Source organism: Providencia sp. Me31A (genome assembly GCF_050487165.1).
Taxonomy (GTDB): Bacteria; Pseudomonadota; Gammaproteobacteria; order Enterobacterales; family Enterobacteriaceae; genus Providencia.
On the sequence record NZ_JBKQGZ010000008.1, the window covers coordinates 97,246 to 121,330 of the forward strand.

At 41.1% G+C, this 24,085-nt stretch carries 22 protein-coding genes; 8 read left to right on the forward strand and 14 right to left on the reverse strand.

Features of this window, described 5'->3' with window-relative positions; all coding sequences use genetic code 11:
• Positions 1–41: 41 nt before the first annotated feature.
• From fixX to fixA, 4 genes are read right to left on the reverse strand one after another with little or no spacing between them, the layout of a single operon-like run.
• The gene (gene fixX / locus ACLPIE_RS08175; RefSeq protein WP_430261028.1) at positions 42–329 is read right to left on the reverse strand and encodes a ferredoxin-like protein FixX; all 288 of its coding nucleotides are present in this window, start codon (positions 327–329) and stop codon (positions 42–44) included.
• A complete protein-coding gene (gene fixC / locus ACLPIE_RS08180; RefSeq protein WP_430261029.1) occupies positions 326–1,612 on the reverse strand; it encodes an FAD-dependent oxidoreductase FixC in 1,287 nt (428 codons plus the stop codon). Before fixC ends, fixX begins: the two co-directional genes overlap by 4 nt.
• A gap of 53 nt (positions 1,613–1,665) precedes the next feature.
• Positions 1,666–2,607: an FAD-binding protein gene (locus ACLPIE_RS08185; RefSeq protein WP_430261030.1), complete on the reverse strand. Its 942-nt coding sequence runs from the start codon at positions 2,605–2,607 to the stop codon at positions 1,666–1,668.
• Between the two features lie 11 nt (positions 2,608–2,618).
• Positions 2,619–3,389: a putative electron transfer flavoprotein FixA gene (gene fixA / locus ACLPIE_RS08190; protein ID WP_430261031.1), complete on the reverse strand. Its 771-nt coding sequence runs from the start codon at positions 3,387–3,389 to the stop codon at positions 2,619–2,621.
• Positions 3,390–3,935: 546 nt separating this feature from the next.
• On the opposite strand from fixA, the gene caiT reads away from it, so the two are divergent.
• The 6 genes from caiT (at position 3,936) to caiE (ending at position 11,036) form a co-directional block, all read left to right on the forward strand.
• Positions 3,936–5,453: an L-carnitine/gamma-butyrobetaine antiporter gene (gene caiT / locus ACLPIE_RS08195; protein ID WP_430261032.1), complete on the forward strand. Its 1,518-nt coding sequence runs from the start codon at positions 3,936–3,938 to the stop codon at positions 5,451–5,453.
• A gap of 34 nt (positions 5,454–5,487) precedes the next feature.
• The gene (caiA, locus tag ACLPIE_RS08200) at positions 5,488–6,630 is read left to right on the forward strand and encodes a crotonobetainyl-CoA dehydrogenase (RefSeq protein WP_430261033.1); all 1,143 of its coding nucleotides are present in this window, start codon (positions 5,488–5,490) and stop codon (positions 6,628–6,630) included.
• Positions 6,631–6,694: 64 nt separating this feature from the next.
• Positions 6,695–7,915, forward strand: coding sequence for an L-carnitine CoA-transferase (gene caiB, locus ACLPIE_RS08205; RefSeq protein WP_430261034.1), 1,221 nt, complete (start codon positions 6,695–6,697; stop codon positions 7,913–7,915).
• Between the two features lie 70 nt (positions 7,916–7,985).
• Positions 7,986–9,545 (forward strand): crotonobetaine/carnitine-CoA ligase, encoded by a 1,560-nt coding sequence (gene caiC, locus ACLPIE_RS08210; RefSeq protein WP_430261035.1) that lies wholly within the window; start codon positions 7,986–7,988, stop codon positions 9,543–9,545.
• An 88-nt stretch (positions 9,546–9,633) separates the two neighbouring features.
• Complete coding sequence (caiD, locus tag ACLPIE_RS08215; protein WP_430261036.1) at positions 9,634–10,419, forward strand: crotonobetainyl-CoA hydratase; 786 nt, start codon at positions 9,634–9,636, stop codon at positions 10,417–10,419.
• Positions 10,420–10,442: 23 nt separating this feature from the next.
• Entirely contained in the window at positions 10,443–11,036 is a 594-nt protein-coding gene (gene caiE, locus ACLPIE_RS08220) for a carnitine operon protein CaiE (RefSeq protein ID WP_430261037.1), read from the forward strand.
• A gap of 87 nt (positions 11,037–11,123) precedes the next feature.
• On the opposite strand, the gene ACLPIE_RS08225 is transcribed toward caiE, so the two are convergent.
• From ACLPIE_RS08225 to xseB, 5 genes are all read right to left on the reverse strand, one after another.
• Entirely contained in the window at positions 11,124–12,653 is a 1,530-nt protein-coding gene (locus ACLPIE_RS08225; protein WP_430261038.1) for an SEL1-like repeat protein, read from the reverse strand.
• Positions 12,654–12,912: 259 nt separating this feature from the next.
• A complete protein-coding gene (caiF, locus tag ACLPIE_RS08230) occupies positions 12,913–13,305 on the reverse strand; it encodes a carnitine metabolism transcriptional regulator CaiF (protein WP_430261039.1) in 393 nt (130 codons plus the stop codon).
• 614 nt (positions 13,306–13,919) lie between these two features.
• Positions 13,920–15,785 (reverse strand): 1-deoxy-D-xylulose-5-phosphate synthase, encoded by a 1,866-nt coding sequence (gene dxs, locus ACLPIE_RS08235; RefSeq protein ID WP_430261040.1) that lies wholly within the window; start codon positions 15,783–15,785, stop codon positions 13,920–13,922.
• 237 nt (positions 15,786–16,022) lie between these two features.
• Positions 16,023–16,940: a (2E,6E)-farnesyl diphosphate synthase gene (gene ispA, locus ACLPIE_RS08240; RefSeq protein WP_430261041.1), complete on the reverse strand. Its 918-nt coding sequence runs from the start codon at positions 16,938–16,940 to the stop codon at positions 16,023–16,025.
• 3 nt (positions 16,941–16,943) lie between these two features.
• Positions 16,944–17,195 carry an exodeoxyribonuclease VII small subunit gene (gene xseB / locus ACLPIE_RS08245; protein ID WP_430261042.1) on the reverse strand — a complete coding sequence of 84 codons (252 nt, stop codon included), beginning with the start codon at positions 17,193–17,195 and terminating at the stop codon, positions 16,944–16,946.
• Between the two features lie 221 nt (positions 17,196–17,416).
• Between xseB and thiI the strand changes: the two genes are divergently transcribed.
• Complete coding sequence (thiI, locus tag ACLPIE_RS08250; protein WP_430261043.1) at positions 17,417–18,868, forward strand: tRNA uracil 4-sulfurtransferase ThiI; 1,452 nt, start codon at positions 17,417–17,419, stop codon at positions 18,866–18,868.
• A gap of 73 nt (positions 18,869–18,941) precedes the next feature.
• Here the strand turns inward: thiI and ACLPIE_RS08255 are convergent, their stop codons facing one another.
• The 3 genes from ACLPIE_RS08255 to panE form a co-directional block, all read right to left on the reverse strand.
• Positions 18,942–19,085, reverse strand: coding sequence for a Hok/Gef family protein (locus tag ACLPIE_RS08255; protein ID WP_430261044.1), 144 nt, complete (start codon positions 19,083–19,085; stop codon positions 18,942–18,944).
• 269 nt (positions 19,086–19,354) lie between these two features.
• Positions 19,355–19,948 carry a protein deglycase YajL gene (yajL, locus tag ACLPIE_RS08260; RefSeq protein WP_430261045.1) on the reverse strand — a complete coding sequence of 198 codons (594 nt, stop codon included), beginning with the start codon at positions 19,946–19,948 and terminating at the stop codon, positions 19,355–19,357.
• Positions 19,911–20,822 carry a 2-dehydropantoate 2-reductase gene (panE, locus tag ACLPIE_RS08265; RefSeq protein WP_430261046.1) on the reverse strand — a complete coding sequence of 304 codons (912 nt, stop codon included), beginning with the start codon at positions 20,820–20,822 and terminating at the stop codon, positions 19,911–19,913. Before panE ends, yajL begins: the two co-directional genes overlap by 38 nt.
• Positions 20,823–21,011: 189 nt before the next feature.
• On the opposite strand from panE, the gene ACLPIE_RS08270 reads away from it, so the two are divergent.
• Positions 21,012–21,503 carry a YajQ family cyclic di-GMP-binding protein gene (locus tag ACLPIE_RS08270; protein WP_430261047.1) on the forward strand — a complete coding sequence of 164 codons (492 nt, stop codon included), beginning with the start codon at positions 21,012–21,014 and terminating at the stop codon, positions 21,501–21,503.
• Between the two features lie 40 nt (positions 21,504–21,543).
• Here the strand turns inward: ACLPIE_RS08270 and ACLPIE_RS08275 are convergent, their stop codons facing one another.
• Together ACLPIE_RS08275 and cyoE are read right to left on the reverse strand one after the other, a co-directional pair.
• On the reverse strand, positions 21,544–22,905 hold the full coding sequence (locus ACLPIE_RS08275; protein WP_430261048.1) for an MFS transporter: 1,362 nt from the start codon (positions 22,903–22,905) through the stop codon (positions 21,544–21,546).
• A 280-nt stretch (positions 22,906–23,185) separates the two neighbouring features.
• A complete protein-coding gene (cyoE, locus tag ACLPIE_RS08280; RefSeq protein ID WP_430261049.1) occupies positions 23,186–24,073 on the reverse strand; it encodes a heme o synthase in 888 nt (295 codons plus the stop codon).
• Positions 24,074–24,085 lie beyond the last annotated feature (12 nt).

The window sequence follows — 24,085 nt, forward strand, 5'->3', positions numbered from 1 at the left end:
AAGCTCTCGAAGCATTTCACTTCGAGAGTAATGCGAAATAATCAGCCGTAACGAAATTCAACGCCAAATGTGCCACGTGGGTATTCCCATTTTTCTAATGCACTATCTAGGCCTAGAATACGGCAAGTTCCGCATTCAAGGCAGCCTGCATAATCGAAACGAATTGTTCCATCTTCTTGTTTTTTATATAAACCCGCAGGGCAGGCTTTGGTTAATGTTTCGAGCACTTGCATATCTGGATGCTCTTTCACAACAATATGTGGGTTTTCTTCATCGACATTAAATTTATTAATGCCGAGTTTGACATCAACATTGACTGGATTACTCATATTGCTCTGACTCCTTTAATTCCATCCTTGAGCAAATTCATAAAGCCCACTTTTTTCGCGTGCTGTAACATGGTTTTACGTAGCGGGACAGGAGCTTCATCTGAAATTGTGAATAGCTTTTTCGCAATATCTACCGCCATTTCTGGATATGCTCCGAACATGCGTGGATTATCCAAAAATTCAGGCATTTTTTGATACATTTTCATGTCACGAAGAGGACCGGTATTGAGCGAATTAAGGTATTCACTTAACCCTTTTTGACTAAAATCTTCATTTTTCAATGCATTAAGTACCGCATTTGCTGCGGCTTCACCCGAAGCTACCGCTAAGTCCATTCCGCGAATGGTAAAGCCTAAATTCATACACATACCCGCAGCATCACCGGCAATTAAAACGCCATCGCGTACCAGCTCAGATTGCATTTTTAGACCGGCTTCAGGGACGACGTGCGCGGCATATTCGATCATTTTCCCACCTTCAATCAGTGGTGCGATGGTCGGGTGATTTTTAAAATTTTCTAACATTTGAGGAACAGAGTTTTTGGCGTCTTTTATGTGGTGTAAACCGCAAACTAAGCCTAACGAAATGGTATCTTCATTGGTGTATAGAAATCCTCCACCCATTAGGCCATCGGTAGGAGCGCCTGCAAATAACCAAGCGACGCCTTCTTTTTCTTTAAGGTTAAAACGGTTCGTTAAGACATCTTTTGGGAGTTCAATAAGTTCTTTTACACCAACGGCGACATGTTCTGCATTGACACGTTTTGCCATGCCAAGCTGTTCAGCAAGTAGGGAATTCACTCCATCAGCGAGGATAACGACTTTAGCTTCAAGCACATCGCCATCGGCTTCGACACCAACAACTTTACCATCCTGTTCGACTAGCCTATCAACACGAATACCTGTGATACATTGTGCTCCGGCATTTTCAGCTTGTTCGACTAACCAGGGGTCGAGCTTTCCACGTAGTACTGACCAAGAGGTTTCTTCTGGTTTTTGTTCTGCTGAATTTTGGAAATCAACAGTTACCGCCCCTGTTTCTGTCATAAATGACAGTTTTTCGCGGGTAATCATCCGTTCGATTGGTGCTTCTTGGGTAAAACCAGGAATAATGCGCTCTAAGCTGTGAGCATACATTCGCCCTCCTGTTACGTTTTTACCGCCTGCGTAGTTTCCTCGTTCAATTAGGAGAACTTGAGCACCTTCACGGGCAAGTACCAGTGCAGCAACCGAACCTGCTAGGCCTGCACCTACAATGATTGCATCAAAAATATCATCGGACATAGTTTCTCCAAAGATCACTAAGCAGTGAGGTTAAAGCCCCACTGTTATTTGGTTTATTTAGCCAGCTGTTGAGTAAGTACAGGGAGGATTTTGAATAAATCTCCAACGATCCCATAGTCTGCGAATTGGAAAATAGGGGCATTTTTGTCTTTGTTAATGGCCACGATAGTTTGGGCACCATTTGCGCCAACCATATGTTGGATCTGACCTGAGATCCCGACAGCGAGATATAACTCTGGTTTTATCATCAAATTGGAGATCCCAACGTAGCGCTCATGCTCCATCCATTTTTCGTTTTCTGCAACTGGGCGTGAACAGGCAATTTCAGCACCAATCGCATCTGCCAATGCTTTAGCGAGCGTGATGTTTTCTTGGCTACCGATCCCACGACCCACACTGACCACCAGCCGTGCTTTATCTAATTCAACGGAATTACCTGCTTTTTGCTGAACCGAGGTACGTACAATAGATTGTTTTGGTTCGACCCATTGGACAGCTTGAGCCGTACCGCTGCGTGATGCATCACTTTGTGCTGCGTCAAATGTACCTGTTGCGAGTGTGGCAATTGAAAATGAGCTCTCTAAGGTTTCTTGACCAAAGGCGAGACCACCGTAAACCATATGTTTAATAACAGGTTTTCCTGATTCGACTGTAATTGTGGCCGCATCGTTAGAAACGGCAGCTTGCAGCCTTGCTCCTAAACGTGCTGCTAGTAACTTACCCCTACGGGTGTTAGGTAGCAGCAATAAACCGTTATCGCCATGTTGCTTGATGGTTGAAACGATAGTGTCCGCATAATCTTCAATAATCCGGTCGTCAGGCTTACCTGCGAGTTGAAAAACTTGGGTTGCACCAAGTTGGAAAGCTTGTGAACTTTGTCCGTCATCAAGTGCGAATACATTGACTTGCTCTCCAAGCGAGAGTGCGCCACCGATAAGTTCAGGTAAGCGAGAAGTCATGTCACTAAATACCCAAACGGTTGATAATTTGCTCATAACGCCTCCGATTAAATAATTTTTCTTAAATTTTCCGCAAATTGTGCAATTTGGTCTTCGCCGTCACCTTCAATGATGATGCGCTGGCGGACTTTTTGCTTAGGTGCTGCGATAGATTGCGCAGACAGTGTGGCAATGTTATCTAAACCAATATCAGCCATAGTCCATGCTTGAACCGGTTTTTTCGCAGCGCCTAAAATTGCTTTCATTGATGGGATAACGGGAACGTTAATATCGGAGGTAACGGCGATAATGGCAGGTAATGACATGGATAGTGTTTCAATTTCATCTTCTAGCTCACGTTCTACAATCACTGTGTCAGCGGTTATTGAAACGATATTCTTCACACCATTGATAGCGGGAACTTGCAGTGCTTCACCCATTAAAATACTGACTTGTTGTGCGTTTAAATCAGCTGAACCATCACCACAAATAATTAAATCAAAACCGACTTTTTTAGCCGCACAGCTTAAGGCTATAGCTGTTTGATGTGGTAATGCGTGTTCGAGTTGGTCATCAATAACAACCACAAGTTCTTCTGGGCCACGAGATAAAACGTCTTTACGTGCTTTCATATTAGTCAGTGCTGTACCACCGACACTTAATGCAACCACTTTACTGTCAGCGTGTTGTGCTTTAATTAGGTTAGCGGCTTCAATCGCATTTAAATCATATTGACTAATTTTGTTATCGGCACGTGAAAAATCTAAAGAACCATCTGAGCTATTGACAATAATATCTTGTTCATCGGGAACAGATTTATAACATGTAATAATATTCATTACATCTCCTAAAATATAATTAATAAAGATGATCCGCTTTGGTTTCGGATTATATAATTATCATGAACTAGTAATTTAAAAATAAAACCTAAGTCACCAATATTGAAAACCTTAAAATAAAGACAGTTTAAATATTCATACTGATACACTAATCACCAATACTGTAAAAATCATCAACTTATCAACTAAATTTTCAATATTGCTATCCTAATCACCAATACTGAATGTATTTAATAACATTAGCGTTACACAATATTATATCATTATGTATTTGTTGATTATTTTTTCATTTTCAACTCAAGAAAATAATAACAAATATTTATCACGAATAATATTGTGACCTTAATAACAGAATTGTTAATGACTAGCCGACATGATTTGAATAGTGATTGGATTAATACGTAATTAAGTTTGTGAGGTTTTGTGTGATTAATGCGTAATTAAGTTTATAGGGTTTTATAGGGTTTAATAATAAATAAGTGATGAGGTGTTAAATAATATCTGCTCTGAAAGCTTATATATTAAATAATAAATTGGGATCGAACTATGAGCAAAGAAAATAAAAAAGGTGGAATAGAACCAAAGGTTTTTTTTCCACCGTTGATCATTGTTGGACTATTGTGTTGGCTAACTGTCCGTGACCTTGATGCTTCGAATGAAGTTATCAACCAAGTCTTCAGCTATGTCACTAATGTGTGGGGTTGGGCATTTGAATGGTACATGGTTGTGATGTTTGGTGGCTGGTTTTGGTTGATTTTAGGACCTTATGCCAAAAAACGTTTAGGAGAAGAGAAGCCTGAATTTAGCCGAGCGAGCTGGATTTTTATGATGTTCGCATCTTGTACCTCGGCCGCAGTCCTGTTTTGGGGGTCGATTGAAATCTATTATTACGTTTCTGCGCCGCCTTTTGGCTTTGAACCTTATTCAAATGAGGCCAAAAATATCGGGCTCGCATATAGTTTGTTCCACTGGGGACCATTACCATGGGCAACCTATAGCTTCTTATCTGTCGCATTCGGTTATTTCTTTTTTGTTCGCAAAATGGATGTTATTCGTCCAAGTAGCACACTAGTTCCTCTGGTCGGAGAAAAACGAGTAAACGGTTGGTTTGGTACTATTGTTGATAACTTCTATCTCGTTGCGTTGATATTAGCAATGGGAACCAGTCTAGGATTAGCAACACCGTTAGTTACTGAATGTATTCAATATTTATTTGGTATTCCGCATACTTTACAACTCGATGCCATCATTATTTTCTGCTGGATCATCCTAAATGCGATTTGCGTGGCTTTCGGCCTGCAAAAAGGGGTGAAAATTGCCAGTGACGTGCGTAGTTATCTCAGTTTCTTGATGTTGGGATGGGTATTTATCGTCGGTGGCGCTAGCTTTATTGTTAACTATTTTACCGATTCTATCGGTGTCCTACTGATGTATATGCCACGTATGCTGTTCTATACAGATGCGGTTGGTAATAGTGGTTTCCCACAGAGCTGGACCGTATTTTACTGGGCATGGTGGGTTATCTATGCCATTCAAATGTGTATCTTCCTCGCACGTATTTCGAAGGGGCGCACTGTCCGTGAGTTGTGTATTGGGATGGTGGCAGGTCTAACCGCGGGAACAACGTTAATTTGGACTATTTTAGGCAGTAACACACTCCAACTTGTTGACCAAAACATTATTAATGTTCCCAAACTAATTGAAGAATTCGGCGTTGCACGCGCCATCATTGAGACATGGGCTGCCTTACCTTTGAGCACTGTAACAATTTGGGGCTTCTTCATCCTCTGCTTTATCGCCACGGTCACACTGATTAATGCTTGTTCATACACTCTCGCTATGTCGACTTGTCGCGCAGTGAAAGATGGCGATGAACCTCCATTGTTAGTGCGTATCGGTTGGTCTGTCTTAGTCGGTGTTATCGGCATTGTATTGCTGGCACTCGGCGGATTAAAACCAATCCAAACCGCGATAATTGCCGGAGGATGCCCACTTTTTTTCGTCAACATCATGGTAACGCTTTCATTTATTAAAGATGCCAAAGTGCATTGGAAAAATGACTAATTTATTCAAAAACAACATGTAAGAGGTTATTGATATGGATTTTAGATTGAATGATGAGCAGGAGCTGTTTGTCGCTGGGATACGTGAACTGATGGCCAGTGAAAATTGGGAAAGCTATTTCGCACAATGTGACCGCGACAGCCAATATCCTGAGCGTTTTGTAAAAGCCTTAGCGGACATGGAAATCGATAACCTGCTGATCCCAGAAGAACACGGTGGTTTAAATGCAGGATTCATTACGGTAGCCGCAGTATGGATGGAATTAGGTCGTTTGGGTGCGCCAACTTACGTGCTGTACCAATTGCCGGGGGGATTTAACACGGTACTGAGGGAAGGGACTCAAGAGCAAATTGATAAAATTATGGCGTTCCGTGGCACGGGTAAACAAATGTGGAACTCTGCGATTACTGAGCCGGGGGCTGGTTCTGACGTCGGTAGCTTGCAAACTACTTACCAACGTCGCAATGGCAAAGTTTATCTCAATGGGAGCAAATGCTTTATCACCAGTAGTGCCTATACACCGTATATCGTTGTGATGAGCCGAGATGCAGATTCGCCAGATAAACCTGTCTTTACTGAATGGTTCTTGGATATGACCAAACCCGGTATCAAGGTGAACAAACTTGAGAAATTGGGTCTACGTATGGATAGCTGCTGTGAAATCACGTTCGATAATGTTGAACTTGATGAAAAAGACATGTTCGGTCGTGAAGGCAATGGTTTTAACCGTGTGAAAGAAGAGTTTGACCACGAGCGTTTCCTTGTGGCTCTGACTAACTACGGTACGGCAATGTGCGCGTTTGAAGACGCAGCTCGTTATGCAAATCAGCGTGTTCAATTTGGGGAAGCTATTGGTCGTTACCAATTAATTCAGGAAAAATTTGCACATATGGCGATCAAGCTCAATTCAATGCGCAACATGTTATATGAAACTGCGTGGAAGAGTGACAACGGATTGATCACCTCGGGTGATGCAGCGATGTGTAAATACTTCTGTGCAAATGCGGCATTTGAAGTCGTAGATTCTGCGATGCAAGTACTCGGCGGTGTCGGAATTGCCGGCGAGCATCGAATTGCACGTTTCTGGCGTGATTTACGCGTTGATCGCGTATCTGGTGGCTCAGATGAAATGCAAATACTGACACTAGGTCGCAGTGTACTGAAACAGTACCGCTAATAACTGAATGTTTATTGGCTGGCCTTCTTTGGAGGGACAGCTAAGTTTCACAGGAGACGAGAACATGGCAGAGCATTTACCCATGCCTGAATTTGGCCCATTAGCTGGGGTCAGGGTGGTATTTTCGGGGATTGAAATTGCAGGCCCATTTGCGGGACAAATGTTTGCAGAATGGGGCGCAGAAGTCATTTGGATAGAGAACGTCGCGTGGGCGGATACTATTCGTGTTCAACCTAATTACCCTCAATTATCAAGACGTAACCTACGTGCATTATCATTGAATATCTTTAAGGATGAAGGACGTGAAGCGTTTCTAAAACTAATGGAAACAACGGATATATTCATTGAAGCCAGTAAAGGACCTGCATTTGCCCGAAGAGGGATCACCGATGAAGTGCTTTGGGAACATAACCCAAAACTGGTTATCGCTCACTTATCAGGCTTCGGGCAGTACGGCGACCCCCAATATACCAACCTAGCAGCCTACAATACTATTGCACAGGCTTTCAGTGGTTATCTTATCCAAAATGGTGATATAGACCAGCCTATGCCAGCCTTCCCTTACACTGCAGATTATTTTTCGGGTATGACGGCCACAACGGCGGCGCTCGCGGCATTGTATAAAGCGCGTGAAACAGGAAAAGGGGAAAGTATTGATGTGGCAATGTATGAAGTGATGTTGCGTATGGGGCGATACTTCATGATGGATTACTTCAATGGTGGCGAAGTTTGCCCACGTATGACCAAAGGGAAGGACCCATACTACGCAGGTTGTGGACTTTATCGCTGTAATGATGGTTATATCGTGATGGAAATCGTCGGTATCACACAAATACAAGAAATATTTAAAGACATTGGTCTTGCCCATTTATTAGGAACACCTGAAATACCCGAAGGTACTCAGCTTATTCACCGAGTTGAATGTCCTTATGGGCCTTTAGTGGAAGAAAAATTAGATGAATGGCTAGGGGCTCGCTCGATTGATGAGGTATTAGCAAGATTAGCTGAGCTGAATATTGCTAGTGCGAAAGTCTTAACGATCCCTGAGTTAGAAACTAACCCACAATATGTCGCTAGAGAGTCGATCACCAGTTGGCAGACAATGGATGGACGCACATGTCGTGGTCCAAATATCATGCCAAAATTCAAAAATAATCCGGGCCAAATATGGCGCGGTATGCCATCACACGGTATGGATACCAGTGACATATTGAAAAATATTGGGTATAGCGAAACAGATATTCGGGGGTTAGTCGACAAAGGGCTGGCCAAAATAGTGGATTAATTGAATGAATATTCAGATCAATTAATCCATTGGCCTGAATATTCATTAAGGAAATGATGGGAAATAATTAATGGATGTAATCGGTAAACAAAATTTGCGTCAAATGTGGGATGATTTAGCGTTAACCCACGGTAATAATAAGGCGCTTATCTTTGAATCCTGCGATGGAAGTGTTCGTCAATTCAGCTATGTAGAGATGAATGAACAGATTAATCGCACAGCAAATCTCTTTTTAGCTTATGGCATACAAAAAGGGGATAAGGTTGCTTTACATTTAGATAATTGCCCTGAGTTTTTCTTTTGCTGGTTTGGCTTGGCAAAAATTGGGGCGATTATGGTCCCTGTTAATGCGCGTTATAAATACAATGAAGCCGCTTGGATCATGCAAAACTGCCAACCACGGATGGTTGTGACTTGTGCGACTTTTTTAGATATTTATCAACGTGTACTTGATGATGAAAGTACCAGCCTTGAACATATTTTTTTAATTTCAGATACCCTCGTTAAACAACAAAACGGGATTTCGGACTTTTTGCTGGAGCAGGCGCAACAGCCAATTAAGTTAACGCAGTTCGTTGAGCTAAGCGTTGATGATACCGCAGAAATTTTATTTACCTCAGGCACGACCTCAAAACCAAAAGGGGTCATTATTACCCACTATAACTTACGTTTTGCGGGGTACTACTCTTCTTGGCAGAACACACTGCGCTCAGATGATGTTTATCTGACCGTCATGCCTGTTTTTCATATTGATTGCCAATGCACGGTATCTATGGCCGCCTTTTCGGTGGGGGCAACTTTCGTATTACTCGAAAGGTACAGTGCAAGACGTTTTTGGCAACAAGTTGTGAAACATCGAGCGACGGTAGTTGAGTTAATTCCAATGATGATCCGCACGTTATTAAGTCAACCTCTGGCGGATAACGAAAAAGACCATTGTTTACGTGAAGCGATGTTTTATCTCAATTTGAGTGATGAAGAAAAAGAACAATTTATGGCTCGTTTTGGCGTGAAAAGCTTCCTGACTTCATATGGTATGACTGAAACCATTGTCGGCTTGATTGGCGATAGGCCAGGAGACATCCGTCGCTGGCCATCTATTGGTCGCCCTGGTTTTTGTTATAAAGCGCAAATTAGGGATAAAAATAACCAGCCTGTTGCCGCAGGAGTGATGGGCGAGCTTTGTGTTAAAGGTGAGCGTGGTAAAACTTTATTTAAAGAGTACTACAACAACCCCGATGCGACGGAGAAAGTTTTTGATAAGCAAGGCTGGATGCACACCGGAGACTTTGCTTATCAAGATGAAGATGGCTTTTTCTACTTTGTGGATAGAAGCATGAACATGATCAAACGAGGCGGTGAAAACGTTTCGTGTAGTGAGATTGAAAATATCATAGCTTCGCATCCGGCTATCGTTGACGTAGCGGTGATAGGTGTTGCTGATGAAATTCGTGATGAAGCAATTAAAGCTTTTATTGTGTTAGAAGAGGGGGAAACCTTAACGCAGGAAGAGTTTTTCGCCTTTTGTGAAAAGCAAATGGCGAAATTTAAAGTGCCATCATGGGTTGAAGTTCGTAAGGATTTACCGCGTAACTGTTCTGGGAAAGTGCTGAAAAAACATCTGAAATAATCGAATAAATTCCATTAATTACGTAAACGTTTTGGTTGTAGCTATTTATAACCAAGACGTCAACGCATGATAACTAAAGGATTGCACTATGAGTGAATCATTAAAAGTTACCCGCAATGGCTCCATTTTAGAAATCGTACTTGATAGACCTAAAGCGAATGCAATTGATGCGAAAACCAGTTTCAAAATGGGCGACGTTTTCCTCAACTTTCGTGATGATCCATCCTTAAGGGTTGCAATTATCACCGGTGCGGGAGAACGGTTCTTCTCTGCGGGTTGGGATTTAAAATCTGCCGCAGAAGGTGAAGCCCCAGATGCTGATTTTGGCCCGGGGGGATTTGCAGGGCTTACTGAAATTTTCAATCTAAACAAGCCTGTCATTGCAGCTGTAAATGGTTATGCGTTTGGAGGCGGTTTCGAGTTGGCTTTAGCGGCAGATATGATTATTTGTTCTGAAAATGCCAGCTTTGCTTTACCAGAGGCTCAGCTAGGCATTGTGCCTGATAGTGGCGGAGTCTTACGCTTACCAAAGATTCTTCCGGCGCCAATCGTGAACGAAATGGTGATGACAGGTAGACGAATGGATGCGCAGGAAGCATTACGTTGGGGAATAGCTAACGATGTTGTGCCCATTGAAAACTTAATGGACAAAGCGCGTGAGCTGGCGGCACACATCACGCAAAGTGCACCGCTTGCTGTTGCTGCATTGAAAGAAATTTTTCGGGCGACAGGGGAACTCACTGTTGAAGAGGGGTATAAACTTATGCGCAGCGGTGCGCTGACAAATTACCCTGCGGTTTTACACTCCGAAGATGCAACAGAAGGTCCGTTGGCGTTTGCCGAAAAACGTTCTCCAAACTGGAAAGGGCGCTAGTTAAGCTAGCAGCGAGGTGAATTTTGAGTTTTTACGCTTTTGAAGGGGTGATCCCAGTTGTTCATCCTACCGCATATGTACATCCATCAGCGGTAGTGATTGGTGATGTTATTATCGGTGAAGGCGTGTTTGTTGGGCCTAACGCCTCTTTACGTGGTGACTATGGGCGATTGATCATCGAAAAAGGCGCAAATATTCAGGACTGCTGCATTATGCATGGCTATAGTGATGTAGAAACTATTGTCCACGAATGCGGACACATAGGCCACGGCGCTATTTTACACGGATGTATTATTGGTCGTGATGCTTTAGTGGGAATGAACAGTGTGGTCATGGATGGAGCCGTGATTGGCGAACAAAGTATTGTTGCGGCGATGAGCTTTGTTAAAGCAGGCTTTCAAGGTGAAGCTCGCCAATTGCTAGTTGGCAGCCCCGCGCGTTTTACACGCCAAATTCGTGAGGAAGAACTACATTGGAAGCAGCTGAATACGAAAGAATATCAAGACTTAGCCATTCGCTACCGCCAAGGTTTACATGAAACGTTACCTTTAGCAGAAATGGAGCAGGAGCGACCTAGGCTTATGGGAACAACGGATGTTAAATCGAAAGGTCTGTAATAAAAAAAGGATTAATGAGTTGTTTGAACGCCTAGCTTTTAACTGGGCGTTTTCATCATTGGCAGTGATTAGTGGGAAAAAATGAGGTTAATGTGCTTTTTGCTGCTCAACTTTTTGAAACCATTCTTGAGCTGCTTTTTCATTTTTTTCAACACCATCACCATTCTTATACATCATACCGAGATTAAATTGTGCTGAAGCATTATTTTGTTCGGCAGCTTTGAGAAACCATTCTTGAGCCACTTTTCCATTTTTTTCAACACCATCGCCATTCTTATACATCATACCGAGATTAAATTGTGCCGATGCATTATTTTGTTCAGCAGCTTTGAGAAGCCACTCTTGAGCCACTTTTCCATTTTTTTCAACACCATCACCATTCTTATACATCATACCGAGATTAAATTGTGCCGATACATTATTTTGTTCAGCAGCTTTGAGAAACCATTCTTTTGCGAGGAGGTAATTCTGCGTTGTACCCATTCCTTTTAGGTATAATAATGCCAATTGGTTTTGTGCAGGAGCATAGTTTTGTTCAGCGGCTTTTTGATAATACTCTTTTGCTAGGGTATAATTTTGCTGGTTATTCTGTTTATCTTGGTACAGTACTCCAAGATTATATTGTGCTTTTGAATAATTTTGTTCGGCTGCCTTTTTTAGCCATTTTATTGCCATCTCATTATTTTTAACGCCGCCATTTCCGTCTTTATACATCAAGCCAAGATTATATTGTGCTAAGACATAGTTTTGTTCTGCCGCGCTTTGAAATAGTTCTCTGGCAGCGGTGTAGTTTCGTTGTTTTTCAGTTCCTTGAGTATAGATGAGTCCTAGATTATTTTGAGATGGTGCATGCCCTTGTTGTGCAGATTTTAGATACCATTTCTTTGCTAGAGAAATGTCGCGGGGCGTGCCTAATCCATTTTGGTACATTAGCCCCAAATTATATTGAGCAGAAGTATTTCCTTGTTCAGAGGCTTTTTGAAACCATTGCAGCGCTTCTTGATGATTTTGTTCAATTCCCAAGCCGTCTAAATACATAAGTGCAAGATTAAATTGTGCATTTGCAATATTGTTGTTAGCGGCATTTTGGAGCCATTTTAAGGCGAGGGCATAGTCCTTCTGGGTTCCGTTACCTTTTAAGTACATTTCTCCGAGTTGGCTCTGAGCGTCAAGATTGCCTTTATCGGCTGCTTGTTGAAACCACTCTTTTGCCTGAGTGAGATCCTTATTGGTTCCTTTTCCTTCCTTATACATTATTCCCAGATTATATTGAGCTTGTGCATACCCCTGTTCAGCTGATTTCTGAAACCAGCCCTTTGCCAGTGTGTCACTCTGCTGGGTTCCTAAACCTTGAAAATAAATTACTCCAAGATTGTTTTGTGCTACGTCATACCCTTGTTCAGCGGCTTTTTGAATCCACTCCATTGCTTGTACATAGTCTTGTTTGGACTCAGTGCCGTTGAAATACATGGCCCCAAGTTGATTTTGAGCCTTAATATTGCCATGTTGCGCCAATATTTTCGTTTTCTCAAAAATATTATCATTTAGCTCTGGAGCTGAATATGCATGGCTTGACGCTATTAATAATAGCGGGATTAGAAATAATTTATTTTTCATATTGATTATAAGTGATAAATTGCGTCCATATTCTGCTATGAAAGCTACGTTTTCCTAGCAATCCTTTAACTAAATCCAATATTCAGTAAACATTTCTCTCTTGGGTAAGTAATAATACTGAACAGATTTATTTTTCTGTAGATTATTATCATGCCATAACTAATATATTTTTAAAATTATAATATTAATTTTGCTTTGGTTTATTCAGCGATCTTAACGCAGGCCTAATCCTGCGTTTTTATTGTTATAACAATAAAAGTTAACGGCGTTGTGACTTTGATAGCATCCATTGCCATTTTTGCTCTCTATTCAAATCTCTTGGAGGCAAAGAGGGCGTCTTCACCGGGGAGGCTATCGTGACTTTCTCAGATTGATGGTTTCTGAGTCGCGAATAAAGTTGATTATCAATTTTGGTCACTTTGATTAACCTTTGGCATTGGCAGCCACGGCCCGATAATTTATTCGGAATCATCTTAACTTCACATTGAATTTCAGCTACGTCAGATAGAATATAAGAAACAATATTGATAGCATTAGGATGCGGGATATCAAAATTATTGGATATTTCTCTGGCGGTAATCCAGCGCTCTTGTTTCATTACCCAATTAGCGATGGATAAATACAAGGGCTCATTAATATATTGTCCACACATAAGCGCTCCCAAAATCTATTTATTAAAATTGACTAAATAAAGAGAAACCATATGTAAATTTTAGTTAGAGTAGCGTTTATTTGTTTTCTGGTTTTTAAATAAAGAAAACAAAATAATTAATCATTAAAGCAAGGTTAAAATTGTTAAAACTATATGGTTATTATTAATGAGTTTATTATTCTTTGATGTATAAAGAATAATAATCATCATGTCTAATGTAGCAACCAACGATTATAAGCTAGAGCCTAAGTTACGTATAAGTTACGTAGTCATACAGTGGTATAGTTTATATTAATGTATTTAAAAATGATTTGCATGTTTTTATTTTAATAATTTACATTCAAGATAAATATTTTGTTTATGTTCTATTTTTGGGTAAATAAATAAAAAACATTGTATATAAGCTGATTATATTTGGTTTTATAATTGATTATAATGATATAAAAATATACGTAATATGTGAAAAAAGAGATATATAAAATCGGTATTTGAAATGAAAGAAGAAAAGAGATTAAAACACAGTTTTGGTGTATGTGAAAATCAACTGATAGAGATTAGTTTTATTATTCCGTAAGGCATTACCGTATTTATGTCATGCCTTACGGGCTAATGGACTATTTAGCTAAATAGTTATTAATTGAATTAATAATCCCAACAGCATCTAATCCCAAATCAGCGATTATCTCCTCTTGGCTACCTTGAGAAATAAAATAATCAGGTAAGCCTAGGTTGAGAGTTGGGATGATTTTCTTCTCTTGCATGAGGAACTCATTTACACCGCTGCCAGCACCACCCATGATGGCATTTTCTTCCAATGTGACGAGGACATCATGGCTATTGGCCATTTCAAGGATCAATGCTTCATCTAATGGTTTTACAAAACGCATATCCACTACGGTAGCATTTAATTGCTCTGCTGCTTCTAATGCATGGTTAAGTAACGTTCCAAAACACAAGATAGCGATTTTTTCACCTTGGCGGCGGACAACCCCTTTACCAATTTCTAGCGGTACTAAAGGTTGTAACGCTGCACCTATCCCTGTTCCGCGTGGATAACGGACTGCACTAGGGCCTTCTTGATAATGATAGCCCGTGTGCAGCATTTGGCGGCATTCATTTTCATCACTTGGTGTCATGATAACCATCGTGGGTATGCAGCGAAGGAATGAGATATCAAACGAGCCTTGGTGGGTTTGCCCATCGGCTCCGACAATACCTGCTCGGTCAATAGCAAACATGACAGGTACTTTCTGGATAGCAACGTCATGGATAACTTGGTCATAGCCACGTTGTAAAAAAGTTGAATAGATAGCGACGATAGGCTTATAGCCCCCAATAGCAAGACCTGCCGCAAAGGTGACTGCGTGTTGTTCTGCAATCGCGACGTCGAAGTATTGCTCAGGATACTCTTTAGAGAAGCGAACCATACCCGAGCCTTCACGCATCGCTGGTGTGATAGCCATTAATTTGTCATCATTTTGGGCTTCTTCACATAGCCAGTCACCAAAAATTTTAGAGAAAGTCGGCCCTGTTTCCTTGCTTTTAGGTAAAGTAAAAGTGCTTGGATCGAATTTTGGCACAGCATGCCAACTGATTGGGTCTTTTTCTGCCGGCTCATACCCACGACCTTTTTTAGTCATGATATGTAAAAATTGTGGCCCTTTTAAGTCACGCATATTTTTAAGCGTTTGAACTAAGGCAACCACATCATGCCCATCGACAGGGCCAATATAGTTAAAACCTAACTCTTCAAACATGGTTCCAGGTACAACCATGCCTTTGATATGTTCTTCTGTTTTCTTCAGTAGTTCTTTAATAGGTGGTAAGTTAGAGAAAACTTTTTTACCCCCTTCACGTAATGTCGTGTACAGTTTGCCAGACAGAATGTGTGCCAAGTGGTTGTTCAGTGCACCCACATTTTCAGAAATAGACATTTCATTGTCGTTAAGCACAACTAACATGTCGGGTGCTGCGTCTCCGGCATGGTTCATCGCTTCAAATGCCATCCCTGCAGTAATTGCGCCATCACCAATCACGCAAACAGTTTTACGGTTTTGTTTTTCTTTTTCTGCGGCGATGGCCATGCCTAAACCGGCACTAATGGATGTTGAGGAATGGCCAACGCTTAAAATGTCATACTCACTTTCACCACGCCATGGGAAAGGATGTAAACCATTTTTCTGGCGAATTGTATCGATACGGTCACGACGACCCGTTAAGATTTTGTGTGGGTAGGCTTGGTGCCCTACATCCCAAACAAGGTTATCGAACGGTGTTTTGTAGACGTAATGTAAGGCAACGGTGAGTTCAACCGCACCGAGACCAGAGGCAAAGTGACCGCTAGAACGACCAACGCTACTAAGTAAAAATTGTCTGAGCTCATCACAAAGCTTTGGTAAGCTTTCTTTTGGCAACAGACGAAGCTCATCGGGTGTCTCCGCGAGTGCTAGCGTTGGATATTTAGCGATATCAATACTCATTAGGTGCTCACTTATAATTAATAAAAAACCCAACACAATAACTAAGCGGCTATTGTTAACAAGAACACAGTTAAATCCTGTGCTGCTGGGTTGCCTTCGTTTACCTTTTCCTATAGCGCAAATGATTAAGAGTTAATCTATCTATTTTTCTGTGCTATAGGAATGATTTGAAGAATCATCTGGATAATAAATAACGTAATTATCGACCTTCTTACTGCTAAAAGGCAAAGCATATTGTCAGCTTTTACGTTCAATAATAAAATTAGCTAAATCACTTAGCATGTCTATATTATACCCATGTGATTGGATCGTCTCTAAAGCACTGATTGCATCATGATACAACTCACGCGCTTTTTCCTGCGCCGCTTCAAGGCCTAGTAGAGAGGGATAAGTACTTTTTTCGTGCTCAGCGTCAGCGCCTTGACGTTTTCCTGTGATGGTACTGTCACCAATGACGTCAAGGATATCGTCTTGAACTTGAAAGGCAAGCCCGATTGATTGTGCATACTTGTCTAAAGCTGGCAATAATTGGTGACCTTTTTCGCCAGCGGCATACGCACCAAGACGAATAGCGGCACGAATAAGGGCGCCTGTCTTGTGTTGGTGGATGCGTTCAAGGGAGGCTAAGTTAACGTGCTTTCCTTCTGCTTCTAAATCAAGTGCTTGGCCACCACACATACCTGCAAGCCCACTTGCATAAGATAATTCAGCGATCATCGCGATACGGTCTTTATCGCTGACGTCTGGCATCTGTGCTGAAGAAAGTAATTGAAACGCAAGAGTTTGTAAGGCATCTCCGGCTAAAACCGCATTTCCTTCACCATATTTAATGTGGCAAGTTGGTTGTCCTCGACGCAAGTCATCGTTGTCCATTGCTGGTAAATCATCGTGAATCAATGAATATGCGTGGATACATTCCACTGCAGAAGCAGGAGCATCAAGGTTTTCTTGGCGAACGCCTAACATGGCGCCAACAGTATAAGTTAAAAAGGGACGTAAACGCTTACCACCTAATAGTGCGCCATAACGCATGGCATTAGCTAAGGGAAGCTCTGCAAAAGGCAGTGCATTTAACGCATCCAAAAGATATTGATTGACCCTGTCATAAGCCTGCTTTTGTTGCAACGCAAAACGATCTAGATGTTGTTCAGACATAATTTATTCAGTATCAGGTGAAAAATCGGCAAGAGGTTTATTTTCATCATCGCTAAGCAAGACTTGTACACGTTGTTCTGCTTGTTGCAGAACTTTTTGGCCTTGTTTGGCAATTTGAACGCCACGTTCAAACTCATTAAGTGCCTCTTCTAGAGGAAGTTCACCTGATTCTAAGCGAGCAACGATTTGCTCTAGCTCTTGAAGTGAGTTTTCAAAACTAACAGTCGAAGTTTTTTGTGATTTTTCTTTAGCCATGTTGTTTAGCCACTAATGTTAAATCTATTAATTCAGGGGGATTTTAAATATTGAGCAGACTAACGTAGTCTTGCTACGGTTACAATTTATTATTGGTGTTTTTAGATTCACTCCGCAAGATAGTGTTATAATACGCCTCTTTATTGACAATTGGTAACGTGTATCTGTCTCATTGTTAAGGTACACTCGTTTGCCCCAACAACCATGAACATGCAGCTATTATGAAGTTTATCATTAAGTTATTCCCAGAAATTACAATCAAAAGCCAAACTGTTAGGCTACGTTTCATTAAAATTTTAACCAGTAATATCCGTAACGTGCTAAAACCACTTGGCGAAGAAATTTCGGTTGTCCGTAATTGGGATAACATTGAAGTGCGTGTGAAAGGGGAGACGAAACACGACGAAATTTGTGACATGCTAGGGCGTATCCCCGGCATTCATCATATTCTTGAAGTGGAAGAAAAACCGTTTACCAGTTTGCATCATATTTTTGAAATGGCTCACGAAGCTTACGGTGAGTCATTAGAAAATAAAACGTTTTGTGTACGTGTAAAACGTCGTGGAAAACACGAGTTCTCTTCTATTGAAGCTGAGCGTTATATTGGTGGTGGTCTAAATCAACATATTGCCTCAGCAAAAGTAAAACTCAAAGATCCTGATACGACAGTCCATTTAGAAATTGAAGATGACAAGCTCATTTTAGTCAAAGCCCGTATTGAAGGTATTGGGGGCTTCCCGATTGGCACACAAGAAGATGTATTATCCTTGATTTCCGGTGGGTTTGACTCTGGTGTTTCTAGCTATATGTTGATGCGCCGTGGCTGCCGTGTTCACTATTGCTTCTTTAATTTAGGTGGCGCAGCCCATGAAATCGGGGTAAAACAAATTGCTCACTATTTATGGAATCGTTTCGGTAGCTCGCATAAAGTCCGGTTTATTGCGGTTAACTTTGAACCTGTCGTGGCTGAAATTTTAGAAAAGGTCGATGACGGTCAAATGGGCGTTGTACTGAAACGTATGATGGTTCGTGCCGCGTCTAAAGTTGCTGAACGTTATGGTGTCCAAGCGATTGTCACCGGAGAAGCATTGGGTCAGGTATCAAGCCAAACCTTAACTAACTTACGCCTTATTGATAATGCTTCTGATACGCTAGTATTGAGGCCTTTGATTTCTCACGATAAAGAACACATCATTAAATTAGCTCGCCAAATTGGGACTGAAGATTTTGCGAAAACGATGCCTGAGTATTGTGGTGTCATTTCAAAAAGTCCAACGGTGAAAGCCGTTAAAGCACGCATTGAAGCGGAAGAGGCTAATTTTGATTTTGGTATCTTAGAGTCGGTGGTTGAACAAGCACAAAACATTGATATTCGCCAAATTGCACAAGAAAGTCGTGAGCAAGTTGCAGAAGTTGAAATGGTCAGTGAATTGTCAGCAGATAACGAAGTGATCTTAGATATTCGCTCAATTGATGAATTTGAAGATAAGCCATTGTTTGTTGAAGGAATGGAGATCAAACATATCCCATTCTATAAACTGAGTACACAATTTGGTGACCTACCAAAAGATAAAACCTACTTATTATATTGTGACCGTGGGGTAATGAGTCGCTTACAAGCGCTATATCTAAAAGAGCAAGGTTATGAAAATATAAAGGTTTATCGCCCATAAATTAAAGTAGGGTGCTTGTACCACAAACCCACAACAGAAAGAGAAATGTGGGGGAGTAGTCTCCCACACAAGGTTACTTATCGCATGATAAGGTCGCTTGGACCAACGTATTTCCGCTGCTGATGCTGAAAGAGCACAACCTTTCACGCATCAACCCTGAAAAACACAGTGCCGTTAAACATAGGGTAACTAACCCCATCAGGGCAATTTTGGCCATTTCTCTTGACTCCTTTTCTAAAAGGAGACAGAATCAAATTGTTTGGGTTTGAGACTGCCTCGGATTAAGATTAACATCTAAATTCGGGGCTTTCGTCTTTTTGGCTCTGGCAAATGCTTGAACCAAAATGATCCAAGCACCCGTCGCTGATAATAGCAAAAAATGGGGGCGTTCAAAGTTTTTTTACTGCCATTTTTGTTTTTAATTTCTTTTTATTCAATATGTTAATCTTAAGATTGCATTCATTTTCTGTGGTTATATTTTCGCGCTTAATCCTCTAAATAATCGTTGATCCCATTCGGTAAAACTAACTGAGCTGCCACTTGTCCTGCTATTTCACGACCGACTAATATTTCAACTAATTTTAATGCAAAATCAAAGGAAGTCGCGGGCCCTTGGCTAGTTAACAAATTGACTCGTTCATCAAAGTAAACTCGGCGATCAACCCATTTACTCGCTGGAATTTTATTTTTCATTGACGGGTAGCAGGTCATATTACCAAGGGGAAATAGTTGGTGGTGTTCTAATACAAGAGCTGGTGCAGCACAGATTGCCGCAACAATTTTACCATCCAGATGCATACGACGAACTTTTTCGACAACCAGAGGGCTATCACGAAATGTTTCAGCCCCTACCACGCCACCTGGCAACACGATAGCGTCAAAAGGCTCATCAGCCACTTTAATCAATGGGACATCTGCGGTTATTTTTAGCCCTCTAGAGGCTGTAATGTGCAATGAGCCGTCATCCGTCACACTGGCTAAAGTGACATCAATACCAGCCCTAACCAGTAAATCTGCGGTCGTTACTGCTTCAATTTCTTCACTACCATGTGCGATGCAAATTAGAACGGAAGTCGTCATGTTGTTGCTCTCTATTTTTGACTAAATGATAAAGACGATCATTTTCAGGGGTGCTGAGCCCATGAGCTCGTGCTTGTTTGATTAAAAAACCGGTGATGTAATCAATCTCCGTACGACGGTTGTTCCGTATATCTTGCAACATAGAAGAATAGTTATCGGCCGTATTACTAATAATGCCGTAAATATACTCTGTCAGTTCTGATTTATCCGTATGTAACCCTTCAGCAGCCATGACCTGTGTGATTTCATCAATAATCTGTGAAATCTGAGAGGGATATTGAATTAAATCGCCATTTTTACAGTTATGTTCTACCGTTAACGGATTAATGACACAGTTGGCAATCAATTTACGCCAGCAAGTGGTTAGGATATTGTTATGCCAAGCCACATCAGGTAGGGCTTCATGTAAGATATCCGCTATAGCGTAGTAAACTTGTGCTTGGGAATTGATAGCACCGATATGCGTGATCCCATTTGCGACATGAAATACTTGGTTATTTTCTTGCCAAGCCGCATGGGTTGTAACACCGGCTAAGATGGGATGGCGTAATGGAGCCAGTTCTTCAATAGTCCCCATGCCATTATGCAATAATAAAATAGGGGTATTTTCTGGAATATGACTTAGCAGCGGTAACAGGGCATCAGAAACTTGCCATGCCTTTAAACAAACAATAATGAGTTCACTCGCTTGTAAGTGTTGAATATTATTACAAGGGAGTAATTCTCGAAAAACACGACCATCTGGTTTATTCACATCAACAAATAAATCAGGTTGAGCAACACGCAGCCAGCCTTGAGCATCATGCCCTTGCAAAGTGAGTGAAGCCAGCCATAGTTTGCCTATTGCACCGCAACCAATTAGGGTTATTTTCATTGTTTCCCCTTTGAATAATCTCTAACGTCTTATTCTCAGTAAGGCGTAAGTGATTTCTTCTCAGTATAACCTTTTAATGAGCGTAATTGTAGTTAGTGAAGCTGCGCATACCTCCGATAACTTGAAGTGGGGTAAGTAAAGACGTTATTATGCACATAACCTAAAAATTTATTGGTAGAGGTTTTAGCTATGCCATCATTTGATATTGTATCTGAAGTTGAAATGAGTGAAGTTCGTAATGCGGTAGAAAATGCGCAGCGTGAGTTAACGAGTCGTTGGGATTTTAAAAATGTCGAGGCCAGCTTTGAGTTAAATGACAAAAGTGAGTCGGTTAAAATCACCAGTGAATCTGACTTTCAAGTGCTTCAATTAGTGGATATTTTAAGAGAAAAAATGGCTAAGCGTGGTATTGATGGGGCGGTATTGAACGTCCCTGAAGATATTGTTCACAGCGGAAAAACTTACAGTGTTGAAGTGACCTTCAAACAAGGTATTGATGCCGCTGTTGCTAAGAAAATCGTGAAACTTATCAAAGATAGCAAATTGAAAGTTCAAGCCCAAGTGCAAGGCGACCAAGTACGAGTAACGGGGAAAGCGCGTGATGACTTACAATCTGTCATGGCATTAGTGCGTGGAGGTAATTTAGGCCAACCTTTCCAGTTTAATAATTTTCGTGATTAATCATGAAAATATTAGCCCGTTTTTACGGGCTAACTTTGGCTTATTGATTAATGATGGCCTCAAGTTGTTCTCGATTGATAATTTTTCTATCCACTTTAACGTAAGCACTTAATTCTTCGTCTATCACTAATGCTTCCATGACTCCATTTTGCGCCTGTAACTCCTGTTCAAGAGCACGGGTATCTTTAATGTGTTTAGGTAATTCGATACGAATACTACTGACATAAGGGGGCTGTTGCATCGTAAGGCTAATGATAAACCAGATAATAGTTAAAACTAAACCGCCAATAAAGACCGTACTCGCGCCCTCAAAGTTATACAGCCACCCACCCACAATACCGCCGATGGCGACACCTAAAAATTGGCTGGTGGAGTAAACCCCCATAGCCGTTCCTTTATAACCCGCAGGTGCTTCCTTACTGATCAGTGAGGGTAAAATGGCTTCCATAATATTAAAAGCGATAAAAAACAGTTGGATACCTAAGAATATTACCCATAAGTGATTACCTGAAAGCCATAATGTCACCTCAGCTGCGGCGAGCAATGCGATACAGAAGAGGAAGACTTGCTTCATCTTGCGGTACTTTTCAGCGTAAATAATAAAAGGCAAAACAGTGACAAAGGCAATGAGCATTGTGACTAAGTAGGCTTTCCAATGATCAGGTGCTAAAAAACCGGCTTCTGTCATAATTAATGGCAACGCGACAAAACTCGACATCAATAAGGTATGCAAACATAAAATGCCAATATTTAATTTAAGTAACTGTGGCTGAGCTAATACCGTTTTTAAGTTACCTTGGACAAATGCAGACTCACGATTTAAAACATGGATATTTGTATCTGGGACTACAAAAATAGTAAGCGCAATAGCTCCGGCTGCCAAAAGTGCAATTCCCCAAAATAGGCCACTTAAACCAATAATATGGGTAATGATTGGACCTAAAACTAATGCGATAGCAAATGTCAGACCAAAGCTAATCCCTAAAAATGCCATCGCTTTGGTTCGATTTTGCTCACGGGTGAGGTCGGAAAGCAATGCCATTACCGCAGCAGAAATAGCCCCTGCGCCTTGCAGAGCTCGACCAATGATAATACCCCAAATCGAGTCACTTAACGCAGCAACAATACTACCGATGATAAAAGTGACTAAGCCAATAATGATTAACGGCTTGCGTCCAATTTTATCTGACATCAAACCAAAAGGGACTTGAAAAATGGCTTGGCTAAGACCGTAGATACCAATAGCGACACCGACTAAAAATTCATTGGCGCCTTGTAAATGCATTCCATAGCTAGTCAAAATGGGTAAAACCATAAACATGCCAAGCATACGCAAGGAAAAAACAGAACCTAATCCCCAAGTTGAGCGAAGTTCTGCTGACGTCATTTTGTTATCATTCATCTTTATTCTTCATAATTCGAACGGTGTGGTATTGGTCTTTTGTTCTTAGTCACACATTTATGTATGTTTTCTAAGATGTTTCGTCTGCTATGATCTTTTTAAATCAGCAGATTAATACTTTAATGGTGTATTTAATATCTAGCTTATAGGTAGTAAGCGGCTATTTAACCATAAAATTGATTCATAAGGGTAGGCAGAATAAGTAAAAATGAGTTGCTAACGCAGTGAATAACAAATGAAAACGGCGGGGAATCCCGCCGTTTAAGAGCTAACAGGTAAATTATCTGACGAGTGCTATCACCGTATCACTTGAAATGGTAGGGTCAACAGACATCATTACGCTCAATGCGGTTATAGCAACAATTGAGAAAATGAATAATTTTCTTGCCCAGACACGGTCGTCATTTTCGGTTTTGAAACCAGAAATTGCCATACCGAGCCACCATAAGCTGACTGCTGCACCGACGACTAAATACTTATAGCCCGCATAACCACTGATAGCTAACATGAGTGTCGCCACCATGAATGCGAGGATATATAAGAAGATATGTGTCTTAGCGACAGATATCCCCTTGATAACCGGTAAAACAGGAATGTTTGCGGCTTTATAATCCTTGAAGCGGAAGATAGCAATGGCATAAGAATGAGGCATCTGCCACAAGCTGAAAATTAATAACAGAATCAAAGCACCTGCATCAAATTCATTTGTAACAGCACAATAACCAATAACCGGTGGCGCTGCACCAGATAGGCTGCCAATCAACGTGCCATAAACTGACTTACGTTTCATATATAGGCTATAAATACCTACATAAACAATGAAACCGATAACTGCAAGCAGCATTGCCAAGGCATTGGCTGCTACGAGTAGCAGCACCATGCCAGCAATACCTAATGCAGTAGCGTAAATCAGGCTAACTTTCGGGTCAATCAGCCCTTTAACTAAAGGGCGATTCTTCGTTCTTTCCATGATACGGTCGATATCACGGTCGATATAGTTGTTAAAAACACAACCAGAAGCTACGACCAGCGATACACCCAGTAAAGTCGCAACGAACAGTGGGTAATCAATTGACCCTTTTGAGGCCAAGAGAAAACCACCGATCACAGAAATCAAGTTTCCGAATATAATTCCTGGTTTGGTCACTTGCAGGTATTGCTTAAACATATCGGCAACTCT